The organism is Pseudonocardia phyllosphaerae, from assembly GCF_046546475.1.
Taxonomy (GTDB): Bacteria; Actinomycetota; Actinomycetes; order Mycobacteriales; family Pseudonocardiaceae; genus Pseudonocardia; species Pseudonocardia phyllosphaerae.
This window is the reverse complement of sequence record NZ_JBKGXS010000001.1, coordinates 625,165-640,122: the sequence shown is the minus strand read 5'-3', so window position 1 is coordinate 640,122 and position 14,958 is coordinate 625,165. Positions and strand designations below refer to the sequence as shown.

At 70.2% G+C, this 14,958-nt stretch carries 16 protein-coding genes and 1 tRNA gene; 11 read left to right on the top strand and 6 right to left on the bottom strand.

Going from position 1 to position 14,958, the window contains the following annotated elements:
- Nucleotides 1-77: 77 nt before the first annotated feature.
- Complete coding sequence (locus ACLE50_RS03000; RefSeq protein ID WP_410941781.1) at nucleotides 78-1,715, top strand: CocE/NonD family hydrolase; 1,638 nt, start codon at nucleotides 78-80, stop codon at nucleotides 1,713-1,715.
- Nucleotides 1,716-1,813: 98 nt separating this feature from the next.
- On the opposite strand, the gene ACLE50_RS02995 is transcribed toward ACLE50_RS03000, so the two are convergent.
- Entirely contained in the window at nucleotides 1,814-2,167 is a 354-nt protein-coding gene (locus tag ACLE50_RS02995) for a hypothetical protein (RefSeq protein ID WP_410941780.1), read from the bottom strand.
- Between the two features lie 453 nt (nucleotides 2,168-2,620).
- Here ACLE50_RS02995 and eat point away from each other — a divergent pair, with 453 nt between their 5' ends.
- Genes eat through ACLE50_RS02970 form a run of 5 tightly spaced genes read left to right on the top strand, consistent with a single transcriptional unit; the run spans nucleotide 2,621 to nucleotide 7,147 of the window.
- Complete coding sequence (gene eat / locus ACLE50_RS02990; protein WP_410941779.1) at nucleotides 2,621-4,018, top strand: ethanolamine permease; 1,398 nt, start codon at nucleotides 2,621-2,623, stop codon at nucleotides 4,016-4,018.
- Nucleotides 4,015-5,391, top strand: a complete 1,377-nt coding sequence (locus ACLE50_RS02985) for an ethanolamine ammonia-lyase subunit EutB (RefSeq protein WP_410941778.1) — start codon at nucleotides 4,015-4,017, stop codon at nucleotides 5,389-5,391. Before eat ends, ACLE50_RS02985 begins: the two co-directional genes overlap by 4 nt.
- Nucleotides 5,388-6,110: an ethanolamine ammonia-lyase subunit EutC gene (gene eutC / locus ACLE50_RS02980; RefSeq protein ID WP_410941777.1), complete on the top strand. Its 723-nt coding sequence runs from the start codon at nucleotides 5,388-5,390 to the stop codon at nucleotides 6,108-6,110. The genes ACLE50_RS02985 and eutC overlap by 4 nt, the downstream gene beginning before the upstream one ends.
- 30 nt (nucleotides 6,111-6,140) lie before the next feature.
- The gene (locus ACLE50_RS02975) at nucleotides 6,141-6,485 is read left to right on the top strand and encodes an ArsR/SmtB family transcription factor (protein ID WP_410941776.1); all 345 of its coding nucleotides are present in this window, start codon (nucleotides 6,141-6,143) and stop codon (nucleotides 6,483-6,485) included.
- Complete coding sequence (locus ACLE50_RS02970) at nucleotides 6,449-7,147, top strand: cation diffusion facilitator family transporter (protein ID WP_458788546.1); 699 nt, start codon at nucleotides 6,449-6,451, stop codon at nucleotides 7,145-7,147. Before ACLE50_RS02975 ends, ACLE50_RS02970 begins: the two co-directional genes overlap by 37 nt.
- A 27-nt stretch (nucleotides 7,148-7,174) precedes the next feature.
- Here the strand turns inward: ACLE50_RS02970 and ACLE50_RS02965 are convergent, their stop codons facing one another.
- Nucleotides 7,175-7,534: a VOC family protein gene (locus ACLE50_RS02965; protein WP_410941775.1), complete on the bottom strand. Its 360-nt coding sequence runs from the start codon at nucleotides 7,532-7,534 to the stop codon at nucleotides 7,175-7,177.
- Nucleotides 7,535-7,546: 12 nt separating this feature from the next.
- Entirely contained in the window at nucleotides 7,547-8,182 is a 636-nt protein-coding gene (locus tag ACLE50_RS02960) for a DUF998 domain-containing protein (protein WP_410941774.1), read from the bottom strand.
- Nucleotides 8,183-8,335: 153 nt separating this feature from the next.
- Between ACLE50_RS02960 and ACLE50_RS02955 the strand changes: the two genes are divergently transcribed.
- From ACLE50_RS02955 to ACLE50_RS02945, 3 genes are all read left to right on the top strand, one after another.
- Complete coding sequence (locus ACLE50_RS02955; protein WP_410941773.1) at nucleotides 8,336-9,886, top strand: HNH endonuclease signature motif containing protein; 1,551 nt, start codon at nucleotides 8,336-8,338, stop codon at nucleotides 9,884-9,886.
- A gap of 185 nt (nucleotides 9,887-10,071) precedes the next feature.
- Complete coding sequence (locus ACLE50_RS02950) at nucleotides 10,072-10,680, top strand: DUF2975 domain-containing protein (protein WP_410941772.1); 609 nt, start codon at nucleotides 10,072-10,074, stop codon at nucleotides 10,678-10,680.
- A gap of 2 nt (nucleotides 10,681-10,682) precedes the next feature.
- Nucleotides 10,683-10,919 (top strand): helix-turn-helix domain-containing protein, encoded by a 237-nt coding sequence (locus tag ACLE50_RS02945; protein ID WP_410941771.1) that lies wholly within the window; start codon nucleotides 10,683-10,685, stop codon nucleotides 10,917-10,919.
- A 70-nt stretch (nucleotides 10,920-10,989) separates the two neighbouring features.
- Here the strand turns inward: ACLE50_RS02945 and ACLE50_RS02940 are convergent, their stop codons facing one another.
- Nucleotides 10,990-11,481 (bottom strand): YajQ family cyclic di-GMP-binding protein, encoded by a 492-nt coding sequence (locus ACLE50_RS02940; protein ID WP_410941770.1) that lies wholly within the window; start codon nucleotides 11,479-11,481, stop codon nucleotides 10,990-10,992.
- Between the two features lie 94 nt (nucleotides 11,482-11,575).
- Between ACLE50_RS02940 and ACLE50_RS02935 the strand changes: the two genes are divergently transcribed.
- Nucleotides 11,576-11,657, top strand: a tRNA-Tyr gene (locus ACLE50_RS02935).
- Between the two features lie 548 nt (nucleotides 11,658-12,205).
- Here ACLE50_RS02935 and ACLE50_RS02930 read toward each other — a convergent pair.
- Nucleotides 12,206-13,642 carry an MDR family MFS transporter gene (locus ACLE50_RS02930; protein ID WP_410941769.1) on the bottom strand — a complete coding sequence of 479 codons (1,437 nt, stop codon included), beginning with the start codon at nucleotides 13,640-13,642 and terminating at the stop codon, nucleotides 12,206-12,208.
- Between the two features lie 97 nt (nucleotides 13,643-13,739).
- On the opposite strand from ACLE50_RS02930, the gene ACLE50_RS02925 reads away from it, so the two are divergent.
- Nucleotides 13,740-14,405 carry a TetR/AcrR family transcriptional regulator C-terminal domain-containing protein gene (locus tag ACLE50_RS02925; protein WP_410941768.1) on the top strand — a complete coding sequence of 222 codons (666 nt, stop codon included), beginning with the start codon at nucleotides 13,740-13,742 and terminating at the stop codon, nucleotides 14,403-14,405.
- Nucleotides 14,406-14,552: 147 nt separating this feature from the next.
- Here ACLE50_RS02925 and ACLE50_RS02920 read toward each other — a convergent pair whose 3' ends face one another.
- Entirely contained in the window at nucleotides 14,553-14,951 is a 399-nt protein-coding gene (locus ACLE50_RS02920; RefSeq protein ID WP_410941767.1) for a hypothetical protein, read from the bottom strand.
- Nucleotides 14,952-14,958 lie beyond the last annotated feature (7 nt).

The window sequence follows — 14,958 nt, the reverse complement described above, 5'->3', positions numbered from 1 at the left end:
CGACCGTTCGGGTCAACCGGGTTTCTCTACGATCATCGCTGCACCCGCAACGGGCGGGGTGCGACGGGGAGGTGGCGATGGCGGCGCTCACGGAACGCCTGATCGACCGGAGGCTCGGCCTCACCGATCCGGCGGAGCCGTACGTCCGGGAGCGGGACCTGCCGGTCCCGATGTCGGACGGCGTCGAGCTGCTCGCCGATCTCTACCGGCGCCCGGGGGCCGCCGAGCCGCGGCCGACCGTCCTCATGCGCACCCCCTACGGCCGGGGCGGGCTCGGGAAGCTGATCGCCGGCCTGCTCGCGCGCCGCGGGTTCCAGGTGCTCGTGCAGTCCACCCGCGGCACGTTCGGCTCCGGCGGGCAGTTCCGCCCGTTCCTGCACGAGAGCCCGGACGGCCTCGACACCCTGGCCTGGGTGCGCGCGCAGGAGTGGTGCGACGGCCGCGTCTCGACGGTCGGGCCCAGCTACGTCGGCCACACCCAGTGGGCGATCGCGCCCTACGCCGACCCCGGGCTGTGCTCGATGAACGCCGACATCACCGCGTCGGAGTTCACCAGCACGTTCTACCCGGGCGGGGCGCCCGGGCTGCTCAACCTGGCGGGCTGGGTGAACCAGATCGGCCGCCAGGAGCGGATCGGCGCGGTCACCGGGTTCCTCGCGACGCCGGTGTTCAGCCGCCGCAAGCGCCGCGCGGTGGAGTCGCTGCCGCTGCAGGCCGCCGACGTCGCGCTGACCGGCGCGCCCGTGGTGTTCTGGCGGGACTTCATCGAGCACGCGGAGTCACCTCGCGAGTTCTGGGCCCCCGCCGAGCACGACGGTTTCGACGCGGCCGCCATGCCGCCCGTCTGCATGGTGACCGGCTGGTGGGACCTGTTCCTGGACCGGCAGCTGACCGACTTCACCGCGCTGCAGAACGGGCACGCCACCGCCCGGATCACCATCGGACCGTGGACGCACGGTGACCGGCACTCGCTCGCGACGATCGCGCACGAGATGATCCACTGGCTGGGCAGGCACCTGCTCGGCCGTGCCGGCGACGGCCGGGCCCCGGTCCGCGCGTACATGCAGCACGCCGACCGGTGGACCGACCTGCCGTGCTGGCCGCCGCCCGAGGCGGCACCGACCGAGTGGTATCTGGGCCCGCACGGAACGCTGCGCAGCGAGATGCCCGACGGCACCGGGCGCGACAGCTTCGTCTACGACCCGGCCGACCCGACGCCGTCGGTGGGCGGGCCGATGCTGCAGCCGCCGTCGAAGCAGCACGACAACCGCGAGACCGAGGCCCGCGACGACGTCCTGGTCCACACCGGGCCGCAGCTCGACGCCGACCTGGACCTGCTCGGCGAGGTCGGGGCCGTGGTCTACGTCCGCACCGAGCCCGGCATCGGCGACGTCTTCGTCCGGCTCTGCGACGTGGCGCCGGACGGCACCTCGCTCAACATCACCGACGGGATGCACCGGCTGCTGCCCGAGCAGGAGGCCACCGCCCCGGACGGCACGACGGTCGTGCGGCTCGCGCTGAGCCCCACCGGCTACCGGGTGCGCCAGGGGCACCGGCTGCGGGTGCAGATCGCCGGCGCGGCGTTCCCCCGCTTCGCCCGCAACCACGGCACCGGCGAGCGGCCCGCCACGGCGACGGCGACCCGCCCGATCCGCTACGAGATCCTGCACGGGCCCGACCACCCGTCGCACGTGGTGCTGCCGCACCACCCCTGAGCAGCGGTTCTCACCGGAACGCGAGACGGGCGCGGTTCCCGTTTTCGAATCCGGGAACGGCGCCCTTCTCGGTGCGCTCAGCAGCGCGCGAACTCAGCTCACTTGGTGTTGCTCTGGGTGTTGCCGGAGTTCGAGTTGGCGGTCGCGTCGCCGCCGGTGTCCTTCGCGTTGGCGTCGCCCACGAGGCCCAGGGCACCGGTGAGGGCGTTGACGTTCACGGCCGGCGCGACGTTCGGGTTGTTCAGGGCGTCGATGTTGCCGACGTTGACGAGACCGTTCTGGGTCTTGTCGTTGTCGTTCACGTTGACCTGGTCACCCGACACCGAGCCACCCTTGCCGTGGTCGTGACCGTCGTGGCCCTTGTGGCCGTAGTCACCGGCGAAGGCCAGCGGCGACAGCGCGAGCAGACCAGCGGTGGCACCGGCGGTGATGATTCCAGCCTTCTTCAGCACAGCTACTTCTCCGTTTGCAGTACGGGGCCCGGACATCGGGCCGACGCGATTCGGCATGCGGTGGGGGAGCCCTGCCGATGCACAGAACGCTACTGGGGTCGTCACCGTTTCGACGAACGATCTACCACCAATGGACTACACCAATCACTTTGAGCGAGGTTACTGCGCCATTACGGCAATGTTCTCTCCGCAAGATCAACTCTATTGCGGCGCAACCGTGACCACGAGTGACCAACTCACCCCCGAACGGACGAGCAACCCTGCCGCCGGACACGGATTGTGATCATGGCCGGTTCGGTGCGACACCCTGTCGGGTTGCCGTGGCTCCGATCGTGGACACACGACGGTCACGCCGGCGTAGCGCCGCCGCCCCGATCCGTTCCTAGGCTCCGTGCGCCCCGCGGCGACGTCGACGGGCACGCACGAGCACCGGAACGAGCACGGAGACACCCGATGAGCGACGGCCCGAACGACGACTACCTCGCCCGGCGGCAGCTCCGCACCGGCACCGCAGGCTGGCTGCTGCTCGCCGGCCTCGGTGTCGGCTACGTGATCTCCGGAGACTTCTCCGGCTGGAACTACGGCCTGGCCCAGGGTGGTTTCGGCGGCCTGCTCGTCGCCGGCGTCGTCATCGCCGGGATGTACCTCGCGATGGTGCTGGGCATGGCCGAGATGTCCTCGGCGCTTCCCGCGGCAGGCGGGGGCTACACCTTCGCCCGCCGGGCGCTGGGACCGTGGGGCGGTTTCGCCACCGGCACCGCGATCCTCATCGAGTACACGATGGCCCCGGCGGCGGTCGCCACCTTCATCGGCGCCTACGTCGAGTCGCTCGGCCTGTTCGGGATCACCGACGGCTGGTGGGTCTACCTCGTCGCGTACGCGCTGTTCATCGGCATCCACCTCACCGGCGCGGGTGAGGCGCTCAAGGTCATGTTCGCGATCACCGCGGTGGCACTGGTCGGGCTGGTGGTGTTCGCGGTCGCCGCGGTGCCGCTGTTCGACTCGGCGCACCTGGCCGACATCCCGCCCACCGGGGCCGCGGGCGCGTCGCCGTTCCTGCCGTTCGGGCTGCTGGGCATCTGGTCGGCGGTGCCGTTCGCGATCTGGTTCTTCCTCGCCGTCGAGGGTGTGCCGCTCGCCGCGGAGGAGGCCAGCGACCCGGAACGCAACGTCCCGCGCGGGATCGTGGCCGCGATGCTGGTCCTGCTGCTCACCGGGGCGGCGGTGCTCGTGCTGGCGACCGGCGCGCTCGGCGCGAACGCGCTCGCGGAGTCGGGCAACCCGCTGGTCGAGGCCCTCGCGAGCTCCGGGGCGGGTGTCGTCGTCAACTACATCGGGCTGGCCGGGCTGGTCGCGAGCTTCTTCTCGATCATCTACGCCTACTCGCGGCAGACCTTCGCGCTGTCGCGGGCCGGGTACCTCCCCCGCGTGCTGTCGGTGACCAACGGCCGCAAGGCCCCGACGCTCGCGCTGCTCGTCCCGGGGGCGATCGGCTTCCTGCTCTCGCTGACCGGCGAGGGCGACGTCCTGCTGAACACCGCGGTGTTCGGAGCGGCGGTGTCGTACGTACTGATGATGGTCAGTCACATCGTGCTGCGCCGCCGCGAGCCGGGGATGCCGCGGCCGTACCGCACCCCTGGCGGCGTCGCGACGACCGGGTTCGCACTGGTCGTGGCGGCACTGGCCGTGGTCGCGACATTCCTGGTGGACCCGGTCGCGGCCGGGACGGCGCTGGGGGTGTTCGCGCTGTTCCTGCTGTACTTCGGCCTCTACTCGCGGCACCATCTCGTGGCCGGCGCCCCGGACGAGGAGTTCGCCGCGTTGCAGTCGGCGGAGGCGGAGCTGACATGACCCGGCGTCGTTCCACGCTCGGTGGCCACACCTGGGAGTTCGCCGACCTGAAGGCGCTGCTCGCCGCGGCCACCCCGCTGCGCTCGGGTGACGTCCTCGCCGGCGTCGCCGCCTCCTGCGAGCAGGAACGAGTCGCCGCACAGTCGGTGCTCGCGGACCTGCCGCTCAGCACGTTCCTCGACGAGCAGGTCGTCCCCTACGAGGACGACGAGGTCACCCGGCTGATCCTCGACTCGCACGACACCACGGCGTTCGCCCCGGTCGCATCGATGACCGTCGGCGAGCTGCGCGAGCACCTGCTGCGCCCGGCCACCGACACCACCGCGCTCGCCGCGGGCCTGACCCCGGAGATGGTCGCCGCGACCGCGAAACTGATGCGGCTGCAGGACCTGATCGCGGTCGGGCGGCGCACCCCGGTGGTGACGGCGTTCCGCTCGACGGTCGGGCTGCCCGGGACGATGGCGACCCGGCTGCAGCCCAACCACCCCACCGACGACCCGGCCGGGGTGACGGCGTCCATCGTGGACGGCCTGCTGCTCGGCTGCGGCGACGCGGTGATCGGCATCAATCCTGCGACGGACTCCCCGCAGCGCACCACCGAGCTGCTGCACCTCATCGACGACGTCCGCACCCGCTACGAGATCCCGACCCAGTCCTGCGTGCTGGCCCACGTCACGACCTCGATCGAGATCATCGGCCGCGGCGCTCCGGTGGACCTGGTGTTCCAGTCGATCGCCGGGACCGAGGCGGCGAACACCGGCTTCGGCGTGACGCTGGAGCTGCTGCGCGAGGCGCACGACGCCGTGCGCTCGCTGGACCGCGGCACCGTCGGCACGAACTGCATGTACTTCGAGACCGGGCAGGGCAGCGCACTGTCCGCCGACGCCCACCACGGCGTGGACCAGCAGACCCTGGAGACCCGTGCCTACGCCGTGGCGCGGGCGTTCGACCCGTTGCTGGTCAACACCGTCGTCGGCTTCATCGGGCCGGAGTACCTGTACGACGGCAAGCAGATCACCCGGGCCGGGCTGGAGGACCACGTCTGCGGCAAGCTGCTCGGCGTCCCGATGGGGGTCGACGTCTGCTACACCAACCACGCCGAGGCCGACGCGGACGACACCGACGCGCTGCTCACCCTGCTCGGCGCGGCCGGCTGCTCGTTCGTCATCTGCGTGCCCGGCGGCGACGACGTGATGCTGCACTACCAGTCGCTGTCGTTCCACGACGCGCTCTACGCCCGTCAGGCACTCGGGCTCGCGCCCGCGCCGGAGTTCGCGGACTGGCTGACCCGGATGGACATGCTCGACGACGGCGGCCGGCTGCGTGAGCTCCCGCCGTCCGCGGTCCGGGCGCTCACGGCGGGTGTGCGGTGAGCACCGACCCGCTGGACGTGCTGCGGGCCTCGACCCGCGCCCGGGTCGCGCTGGGCCGGGCCGGGGACGCGCTGCCGACCGCGCGGCTGCTGGAGCTGCGGGCCGCGCACGCCGCCGCCCGCGACGCCGTGCACACCCCGCTCGACGTGGACGCGCTCCGTTCCGCGATCGGTGACCTCGGGGTGGAGACGCTGCCGGTCACGGGGGCTCCGGCCGACCGTGCCGAGTACCTGACCCGCCCGGACCTGGGCCGTCGCCTCGCCGCCGGGCAGTCCGTGCCGGAGGGTGAGTACGACGTCGTGCTCGTCGTCGCCGACGGGCTGTCGCCGCGCGCCGTGCAGGAGCACGCGCCGGGAATGCTGGCCGCGATCCTCGACCGGCTCGACGGGTGGCGGGTGGCGCCGGTCGTCGTCGCGACGCAGGCGCGGGTGGCGTTGGGCGACGAGATCGCGGCGGCGGTCGGGGCGCGCAGCGTCGTCGTCCTCGTCGGGGAACGGCCGGGTATGAGCTCGGTCGACTCGCTGGGCATCTACTTCACCTACGACCCCCGGCGCGGCCGACGGGACTCCGAGCGCAACTGCGTCTCCAACGTCCGGCCGCCGCACGGCGTCGGGTACGCCGAGGCCGCGACGACGCTCGCGCTGCTGATGAGCGAGGCGAAGCGGCTCAAGCTGTCCGGGGTATCGCTGAAGGCGGACCCGGCCCTGCCGAGCGATTGATTGATCGCTTTCATCGGCTATCATCGCCAAATGGCGATGGATTGCTGTGGTGACGTCTCCCCCGCCGTGGCGCTGTTCCGGTCGCTGGCCGACCCGACGCGGCTCGCGGTGGTCGCGCGGCTGGCCGAGGGCGAGGCCCGGGTCGTCGACCTCACCCGCACGCTCGGGCTGGCGCAGTCGACGGTGTCGAAGCATCTCGCCTGCCTGCGCGACTGCCGGTTGGTCGACTTCCGCACCGAGGGGCGGCAGTCGTACTACCGGCTGGTCCGGCCGGAGCTGATCGACCTGCTGCGCAGCGCGGAGACGGTGCTCGCCGAGACCGGCGAGGCGGTCGCGCTGTGCCCGAACTACGGATCCTCGACGGCGGCGTCGTGACCGCCGCCCCGCCCGCGGACCGGCGAGCCGTCCTCACCCGGCGGATCCGGCTGTTCGTCGCGGTGACGATCACCTGGAACGTCGTCGAGGCCGTCGTCGCCCTGGCCGCCGGGCACGCGGCGTCGTCGATCGCCCTGGTCGGATTCGGGCTGGACTCGGTGATCGAGGTGAGCTCCGCGGCGGCCGTCGCGTGGCAGTTCGCCGGGCGCGACCCGCAGCGACGCGAGCGGGTCGCTCTGCAGGTGATCACCGGATCCTTCCTGGCGCTGGCCGCGTACGTGACCGTCGAGTCGCTGCGCGGGCTGTTCGGCGACGGCGAGGCCGAGCGCACGACGACCGGGATCGTGCTGGTCGCACTCAGCGTCGTCGTGATGCCGTTCCTGTCCTGGGCGCAGCGCCGGGCCGGGCGCGAGCTCGGCTCCGCGAGCGCCGTCGCCGACTCCAAGCAGACGCTGCTCTGCACCTACCTGTCCGCGGCAGTACTGGTGGGGCTGGTGTTGAACGCGGCATTGGGCTGGTGGTGGGCCGATCCGGTCGCCGGGCTGGTGCTGGCGGCCCTGGCCGTGCGGGAGGGCGTGAACGCGTGGCGCGGCGAGGGATGCTGCGCGCCCGTCTCCGCCGCCGGTTCGTGCTGCGCGACGGAGGAGTGCTGCTGCGGGTAGTCCGGGGGCTGCTGGTAGCTCGGGTTCTCAGAACGTCGTGTCGATGACGCAGAACAGGTTGCCCTCGGTGTCGGCGAGCACGACGAAGTCGGGGTTCTCCGGGTAGCGCGGCCAGTCCACCCGGACGGCGCCGAGCCCGAGCAGCCGCTCCACCTCGGCCGCCTGGTCGGTGGCGTAGAGGTCCAGGTGGAGGCGCGGCAGTGGCTGCGGCCGCGCCTCGGTCAGCATGATCGACACGTTCGGCCGGCCGGCCTCGTCGCAGGTCAGGACCGCCCAGTCGTGCTGCGGTTCGTCGCGCGGGCGGTAGCCGAGGGCGGCGCACCAGAAGCGGACGGCGCGGGCGACGTCGTCCGCGCCGACCACGACGGAGCCGATGTGCAGGTCCACGGTGCGGGATGGTCACGGACTCCGCGGGGTGCGTCCACTGCTGTCGCGGAGCAGGACGAGCGCGGTGAGGGCGAGCCAGAGGGTCGTCGGCCACAGGGCTGCGCGTTGCAGCAGCCCCGATAGCTCCGGGACCGACACGAAGCCGACGACGAGCGTGGCCCCGCCGACGACGAGTCCTATCCTCCGGAGCGTCCTGCGATGTGCCGGCATGGCGAGCGCGGTCAGGACGACGGCGACCGACTGGGCCGGCGCGATCGGTGCCGAGACAAGCATGTGCAGGTCGAGGGCGACGTCGAGCGGAACGAGGCCGGTCCCGATCGAGCCGAGCCCGGCGATCCCCCACAGCAGGGCCGACGCCCGCGACGGCCGGGCGAGGACGGCGCCGGCGACCAGAAGGATCCCGGCGGCGACGAACACGGTGTTCATGACGGCGTGCCACGGTGAGCAGAGCGTCAGAACACCTGCCGCGCTCTCGTGTCGCGCGCAGGTCACGGCACCGAGCTCGCTGATCCAGCTGCCGGTGAAGCTGTACGGATGCGGCATCCGCGACGCGACGAGCAGCTCCGCCGGGATGGTCAGCACCTGCCCGACGAGCAGAACGAGACCGAGCCGTCGTGTCCGATGTCGACGGTCGAGGACGGGACACACGCAGTGGAGCGTGCCCTGCGGACACAGGGAGGTCGTCCTTCCTTCGACGGATTCGCCGCCACTCCGTTCGACTGATCCCACCCCTGCGCCGAGTGGTCGCTGACCTGCGACGACGGACCACACATCGAACGCCAGTTCGAGTATCATGGGTTCATGACCGAGCGCGTCACCACCGCCTGCGACCGCATCGCCGCGGCCGTCGACGCGCTCGCCGACACCCTCACCACCGCCACCGGCACCGAGATCTGCGCGGTCCAGCTCGCCGTGGAATCCCTGCAACGCCGCCTCGACCAGGTCGCCGTCCGCGCGGTCGCCAAGGCCGAACGCGAGGACCTCTACGCCGCCCGCGGCTACCGCTCCACCGCCGGTGCCCTGGCCGACCTGCTGCGCTGGGACCCCCGCCACTCCCGCCGCTTCACCACCGCAGCGCAGCAGCTCGCACCCCGCACCACCCTCGACGGACAACCCCTCGACCCCACCCTCCCGGCGACCGCGCAGGTGTTCGCCGGTGGGGAGATCTCGCTGCGTCACGCCGAGGTCGTGGCCACCCTGCTCGACTCCGCCGAGGCCGGGCGCCTCGACCCCGCTGTGTGGGCCGGCGCCGAGATACAGCTCGCCGCCCAGGCGGTCCTGTGCACCCCGGCCGAGCTGCAGACCTGGGGACGGCAACTGCTCGCCGACCTCGACCAGGACGGCCCCGAACCCGACGACCGCCCCGAACCCCGGATCAACGAACTCCGCCTCACCACCCACCGCGGCGGACGCCCCGGCGGGATCCTGCGCGGCCGCTTCGACGACGCCGAGATGTTCGAACGCATCCGCACCGCCGTCGACGCCCTCACCGGCCCCGGACACCCCGACGACCCCCGATCCCATCCGGAACGCCAGGCCGAAGCCCTCGCCGAGATCTGCGGATACGGGTTGGAACACGCCGGCGGCGAGCTGCTGCCCGACACCGGTGGGCAACGGCCCCAGGTCACGGTCACCGTCCGGCTCGAGGACCTGCAGAACCGCGCCCGGGCTGCGCTGCTCGACCACACCGGCGGACTCTCGGCGTCGGCGCTGCGGATGCTGTGCTGCGACGCCGCCGTGATCCCCGTCGTCCTCGACGGCGCCGGACAGCCCCTCGACGTGGGCCGGGCGCGGCGCACCATCCCGCGGGCGATCCGGCGCGCCGTCGCCGCCCGCGACCGCGGATGTGCCCACCCCGGCTGCGACCGCCCACCGTCATGGTGCGAAATCCACCACATCATCGCCTGGGAGATCGGCGGCCCCACCGCCGTGACCAACCTGGTCATGCTGTGCCGTGTCCACCATGGCCAGGTTCACCACGCCGGCTGGACCGTGCGCCTCACCGACGGCATCCCCGAGTTCCTCCCACCCGCCTGGATCGACCCACGACAGCAACCGCGACGGCGACCCAACCTCAACCAGGCCCCGATCACCGTCCCCGCGCCGAGGCCACCCGCCGACACCGAGACCCCAGCGCGTGAGACCGAAGCGCCACCGGTGGCCGAGCGCGAGCTACGCAGGGTGATCCCCTTCGAGGAGATCACCCCACCTGACCCTGCCCCGACCTACCGGGTCTTCGACTTCGACCGCGTCGAGCAGGCCTGCCGCGAGGGCGCACCCCGCCGCACCGTGCGGGTCGCGAACTTCTCCGGACTCGAGGAGGACCAGGACGAGCCGCCCGATCAGCGGTAGCTCGCGAACTACGCCTGACCAGCGCATTCACCGTCGAGCAGTACGTTCCCGCGGCCGGCGCTGTCGAACCGCGGTGAGGTTCTCAGCCGGGCCCCTGCACCGAGAGCGCCCCCGGGAACGTGGGTCCGACTTTGCGCTACCCCGTTTATCGGTATATCGTAAAACGACATACATCGGGGGATGTCATGACAGTGCATTCATGGGTGGTGAGCGCGACCCGGCTGGTCGCCAAGGTCTACTTCTGGCTTCTCCTGATCTCCATGGGGATCTTCGTGCCGCTCGCGATCGTGAAGGTCGGCATCGCCCTGTTCGGCGACCCGTCGTCGTACGTGTTCACACTGGGCTGGGACCACCCGCCACTGACCGGCTCCGCCCGGATGATCGAGAACTCGCCGCTGGTGGTCGGCCACGACTCACCACGACTGGGCTCGGTGCTGGCGGAGCTGCAACGGATCCTCCCCGCCCTGTACCCGACGGTGATCATCGGCCTGGCGCTGCGGGCGCTCGACAAAGCGCGCGCCGCAGGCCTGTTCAGTGACGATCTGCCGCGCCGGCTGAGCTGGCTGGGCTGGGCACTGATCGCCCAGCCGGCGTGGGCACTGTTCACCGCCGTGTGCGTCGCTTACCTGCGCGTCCAGGTCCTGACCGGCACGACCTTCGGCGATGAGGTGGACGTCGCGTTCACCGGTTCCCTCGCGATGCCGGCGGTGGGCGCAGGCGTCGGGATCCTGGTCCTGCGCTCGATCATCATCGAAGGCATCGGGATGCGCCGCGACCTTGACGGCACGGTGTAGCGGTGCCCGCGGAGTCGCCGTCAGCGATCGCCATCCATCTCGACGACCTCCTGCTCGACCGGGGAATGACGTTGACCGAGCTCGCCCGGCAGGTCGGGGTCACACACGCCAACCTGTCCGTGCTGAAGAACGGCCACGCCCGCGCGATCCGATTCTCGACACTGTCCGCGATCTGCGAGGTACTCCAGTGCCAACCCGGGGACCTCATGACCCACCAGGTCAGTCGGCCGACGCAGTAGAACCTCCGCAGGCCACGTCACCACCCCGGCTCACCGAGAATCGACATGACAGCAGGTCAGAGGGATCGGACTAGCGGTAGTTCGTGAACTGCAGGGCGATCCCGAAGTCCTTCTCCTTGAGCAGGGCGATGACGGCCTGCAGGTCGTCCTTCTTCTTGCCGGTGACGCGGAGCTGGTCGCCCTGGATCTGTGCCTGGACGCCCTTGAGCTTCTCGTCGCGGATCGTCTTGCTGATCTCCTTGGCCTTGTCCTGCGCGATGCCCTGCAGGATCTTGCCGCCGGCCTTGTACGCCTTGCCCGACAGCTCCGGCTCGTCGACCTCGAGGGCCTTGAGCGAGATCCCTCGCTTGATCAGCTTCTCCTTGAAGACCTCGACACCGGCAAGCAGCCGCTCCTCGGTCTCCGACTCGAAGGTGATCGCCTCCTCGCCGGCCCACGAGACCGTGGTGTTCGTGCCGCGGAAGTCGAACCGCTGCGACAGCTCCTTCGCGGCCTGGTTCAGGGCGTTGTCGACCTCCTGGCGGTCGACCTTGCTCACGACGTCGAACGACGGGTCAGCCATGGATGCCTTCCTCCTACGGTGGGCCCCCTCGTCGGGGTCCGGGATGTCGTGTCGTATCCTCGTTCATGCACGGAGCGCGAGCGATGTGCACCCCGGCTGGTTGCCCGAGCGGCCAAAGGGAGCGGACTGTAAATCCGTCGGCATAGCCTTCCAAGGTTCGAATCCTTGACCAGCCACAGCAGGTGAAGAAGACCCCCGACCAGCGACAACGCTGGTGCCGGGGGTCTTCTTCGTTGTCCGGGTGTCTCCAGCTGTGGTCGGGCTTCTACGGGTGTTCGCGGACGCGATCATGAACGGCCGTCGCGGATCGCGGGCTCGACTCGGCGCCGCAGCGCATCGTCTTGCCCGGCGATGCACTTCGCGTAGACCCGCAGCAGGACGTTGACTCCGTGCCCGGCCCTGTGAGCAACCTGGGTTGCGGAACACCCCCGTTGAGCCACGTCGACACCGCCGCGTGCTGGAGGTCATAGGGACGGCGCGCGAGCGGCGAGGTGGCCCCCTCCCCGGGCGATAGCGCTGCCAGCCGGGCCGCACCCCACAGACGCCTGTAGTGGCTCTCGGATAGTGCGCCGCCACAGGCACCCCGAAACAGACGGCCGCCTGACGTGGTGCCGTGCTCGGCCACGTGCTCGCGCAGGATCGCAGTCAGCTCCGGCGATCGCGTTGGCTCGGGGTACCGCGGTCGGGCCGAGAGTCGCGTAGTCACCGCCGGTCGCGAACCGGCCTATGCGGGTGTTCGATTTGTAGCTCGGTGACCGGGAATCAGGAGCGCCGGGACGAGGGCGGCGCCGGTGAGAATGAGGGTCCACAGGAAGGTGTTACTGAACGCGCTAGCCATCCCGGTCGCGGTGGAGTTGTGGGCCACGAGCTGGCTTTCAAGGACAAGCGCCAAGACGGCAGTGCCGAAGGCCTGTCCGATTCGTTGGACGATGTTGACGGCGCTTGTGGCGCGGGGTACGGATCGGTCGGGCAATCCCTGGTAAGCGGCAGCGTTGGCCGGAACGATCGCTGCTCCCAAACCCATCCCGCGCACCAGCAATGCCGCACCCAGGAGGATCATGTTGCCGTCGTGGGCGAAGAACACGAACGGCAAGGTCCCGACCGTGGCGATCGCAAGCCCGATCAGGATGATCGGTCGAGGACCCACCCGGTCGGTGAATTTCCCGACGATGGTCAGAGCCAGAAGCGTGCCTAGTCCCTGGGGTGCTAGCAGGAGCCCGGCGTACAGAGCACTCGCGCCGCGTGCCTGGACGTAGTAGAGCGGGAGCAGGAACATCGCGGCGAAGATGGAGACACCGTAGAGGAACATCACGGTGGAGGCAGTACTGAAGGCACGGGACCGGAATAATCGCAGGTCGATTATGGCGGTGACCTTCGGTCGGAGGGCGTGCACGGCGTAGCCGCACAGCAAGGCGAGGCCGGCCGCGAGCCAGGAGATGACGAGAGGGTGAGTGAACCCGTGGTCTGCGCTGAGCGATAGTCCATAGACGAGGGCAGCGAGCCCGGGAGAGAGCAGCATCAGGCCCAGCAGGTCGAGCTTGTGGTGCGGGGCTGGTCCGCCTGCAGGTATGAGGACGAGCGACATCACGATTGCCGCCAGGCAGATCGGGACGTTCACATAGAACATCCACCGCCAGGACAGCCCGTCTACGAGCAGGCCGCCGATTACCGGACCGCAGATCGGTGCCAGTTGCGCCGGCACCGCGATCAGGCTCATGATCCGCCCGATCCGCTCTGGACCGGCGGCCTGCACCACGATCGTCTGTGCGACCGGAAGAATCATGCCACCGCCGACCCCTTGCAACAGGCGGAACCCGATGAGGCTGCCCACGGACCAGGCAGCGCCGCTCAGCACCGACCCGCCAAGGAAGATCACCAGCGCGAACAGCCACACGCGGCGCGCCCCATATCGTTCAACCGCCCACCCGGTGACCGGTATGACGGCCATCATCGCCAACAGGTAGCCGGTGACCACCCACTGCAGGGTGGACAGCGGCGCATACAGGCTGTGACTCAGCGCCGGGACCGCGACGCTGACGATGGTCGCATCGAGCATCGAGGCGAATCCGCCGATGAGCGTGGTGACCGCAAGCAGGATCAGTCTGCGATCCAGGGCAGCCGGGGCGGACGACGAGACCGGAGTAGCCGAGTGTTGGGCCATAGCCCACAAGGTACACCCACGAGACTACCCTTGTAAACGCTCACGTTTACACAGGTAGTCTCGCACCGGAGAGCACAGTGAGTGAAGGAGACCGACGTTGCCAGAGGCGACCCCAGAGGCGGCCCGCCACATCCACGGCTGGCCAGAGAAGCGCCGCGCGATCGCCACAGCGGCGATCGGCGCTTTCGCGCGCGACGGGTTCGCCCGAGCCAACGTCACGGCCATTGCCGCCGAGGCCGGGGTGTCCAAGAGAACCCTCTACAAGCACTACGGCGACAAGGAGCAGCTGTTCCGCGCCGTGGTCGAAGACGTTGTGACCTCGTTGCAGCAGCGATTTACACAGACAAGCGATCTACACCTGCGCCACAGCAAGGACATTAGGGCCGGACTCATCGCCTTCGGCCTTGCCTGGATCCGCACCTTCCTGCTCGCCCCTGATCTGATCGCTCTCCGACGACTCCTGGTCGCCGAAGGGGCGCACTTCCCCAGCCTGATCGAGGCATGGCGACGCGCCGGTCCCGACCCGGTCAACGCCGTCGTGCGCGACCAGTTGAGTCGCCTGCACGACCGAGGACTGCTGAACATTCCCGACACCGCGCGGGCAGTCGATCACCTCGCAGCACTCCTGCTCTACCGAGTCAACAACCGCGTCCTGTTCGGACTCGGCCCGATCCCGGAACAGGACATCGAGGACTACGTGACAGACGGCGTCGACGCCTTCCTGCGGATGTACGCGCCGCCCACCACAACGATTGCCGACTAGTGCACCTGCGCGGCAAGTTCGTCCAAAACCCAGTGTTCCAAGGTTCGAATCCTTGACCAGCCACAGCAGGTGAAGAAGACCCCCGGCCAGCGACAACGCTGGTGCCGGGGGTCTTCTTCGTTGTACGGCGTCGACCGGGGTCGCCCCTCACGTCTCGCGGTCCGCACGCGGCACCACCACGACCTGATGACGATCTTCGTAGACCGTCCGGCCCGGATCGTCCGACCAGCGTTCGACGCACTCCACGCCGTGGCGCCGCAGGATCGCCAGGCACCCCGGCACCGGTTCCAGGAACTGCGTGGCGGTCGCCTTGAACCACGCCGCCGCCAGCGGGTTCACCAGCTCGTCGTACGCCTCGGGCGCCGGGCAGTCGAGCGTCGCGTCGTACCACTCGTTGTGGGACCGCCAGAACCGATGGTCCTCCGGGGAGAGGCGGTCCGCTCGCCCCAGCACGTTGACGAGACCGAAGACACCGACGTGGCGCCCCTTCGCGTCCTCGACGGGGCTCTCGTAGCGGACGAACCGAGCGCGCACGTCGGCCACCATAGGAGCC

Excerpts from the sequence above, each read along its gene's own strand:
- ACLE50_RS03000 (WP_410941781.1), top strand. The coding sequence starts at position 78 with ATGGCGGCGCTCACGGAACGCCTGATCGACCGGAGGCTCGGCCTCACC.
- eat (WP_410941779.1), top strand. The coding sequence starts at position 2,621 with ATGAGCGACGGCCCGAACGACGACTACCTCGCCCGGCGGCAGCTCCGC.
- ACLE50_RS02985 (WP_410941778.1), top strand. The coding sequence starts at position 4,015 with ATGACCCGGCGTCGTTCCACGCTCGGTGGCCACACCTGGGAGTTCGCC.
- ACLE50_RS02975 (WP_410941776.1), top strand. The coding sequence starts at position 6,141 with ATGGCGATGGATTGCTGTGGTGACGTCTCCCCCGCCGTGGCGCTGTTC.
- ACLE50_RS02955 (WP_410941773.1), top strand. The coding sequence starts at position 8,336 with ATGACCGAGCGCGTCACCACCGCCTGCGACCGCATCGCCGCGGCCGTC.
- ACLE50_RS02950 (WP_410941772.1), top strand. The coding sequence starts at position 10,072 with ATGACAGTGCATTCATGGGTGGTGAGCGCGACCCGGCTGGTCGCCAAG.
- ACLE50_RS02940 (WP_410941770.1), bottom strand. The coding sequence starts at position 11,481 with ATGGCTGACCCGTCGTTCGACGTCGTGAGCAAGGTCGACCGCCAGGAG.
- ACLE50_RS02930 (WP_410941769.1), bottom strand. The coding sequence starts at position 13,642 with ATGGCCCAACACTCGGCTACTCCGGTCTCGTCGTCCGCCCCGGCTGCC.
- ACLE50_RS02920 (WP_410941767.1), bottom strand. The coding sequence starts at position 14,951 with ATGGTGGCCGACGTGCGCGCTCGGTTCGTCCGCTACGAGAGCCCCGTC.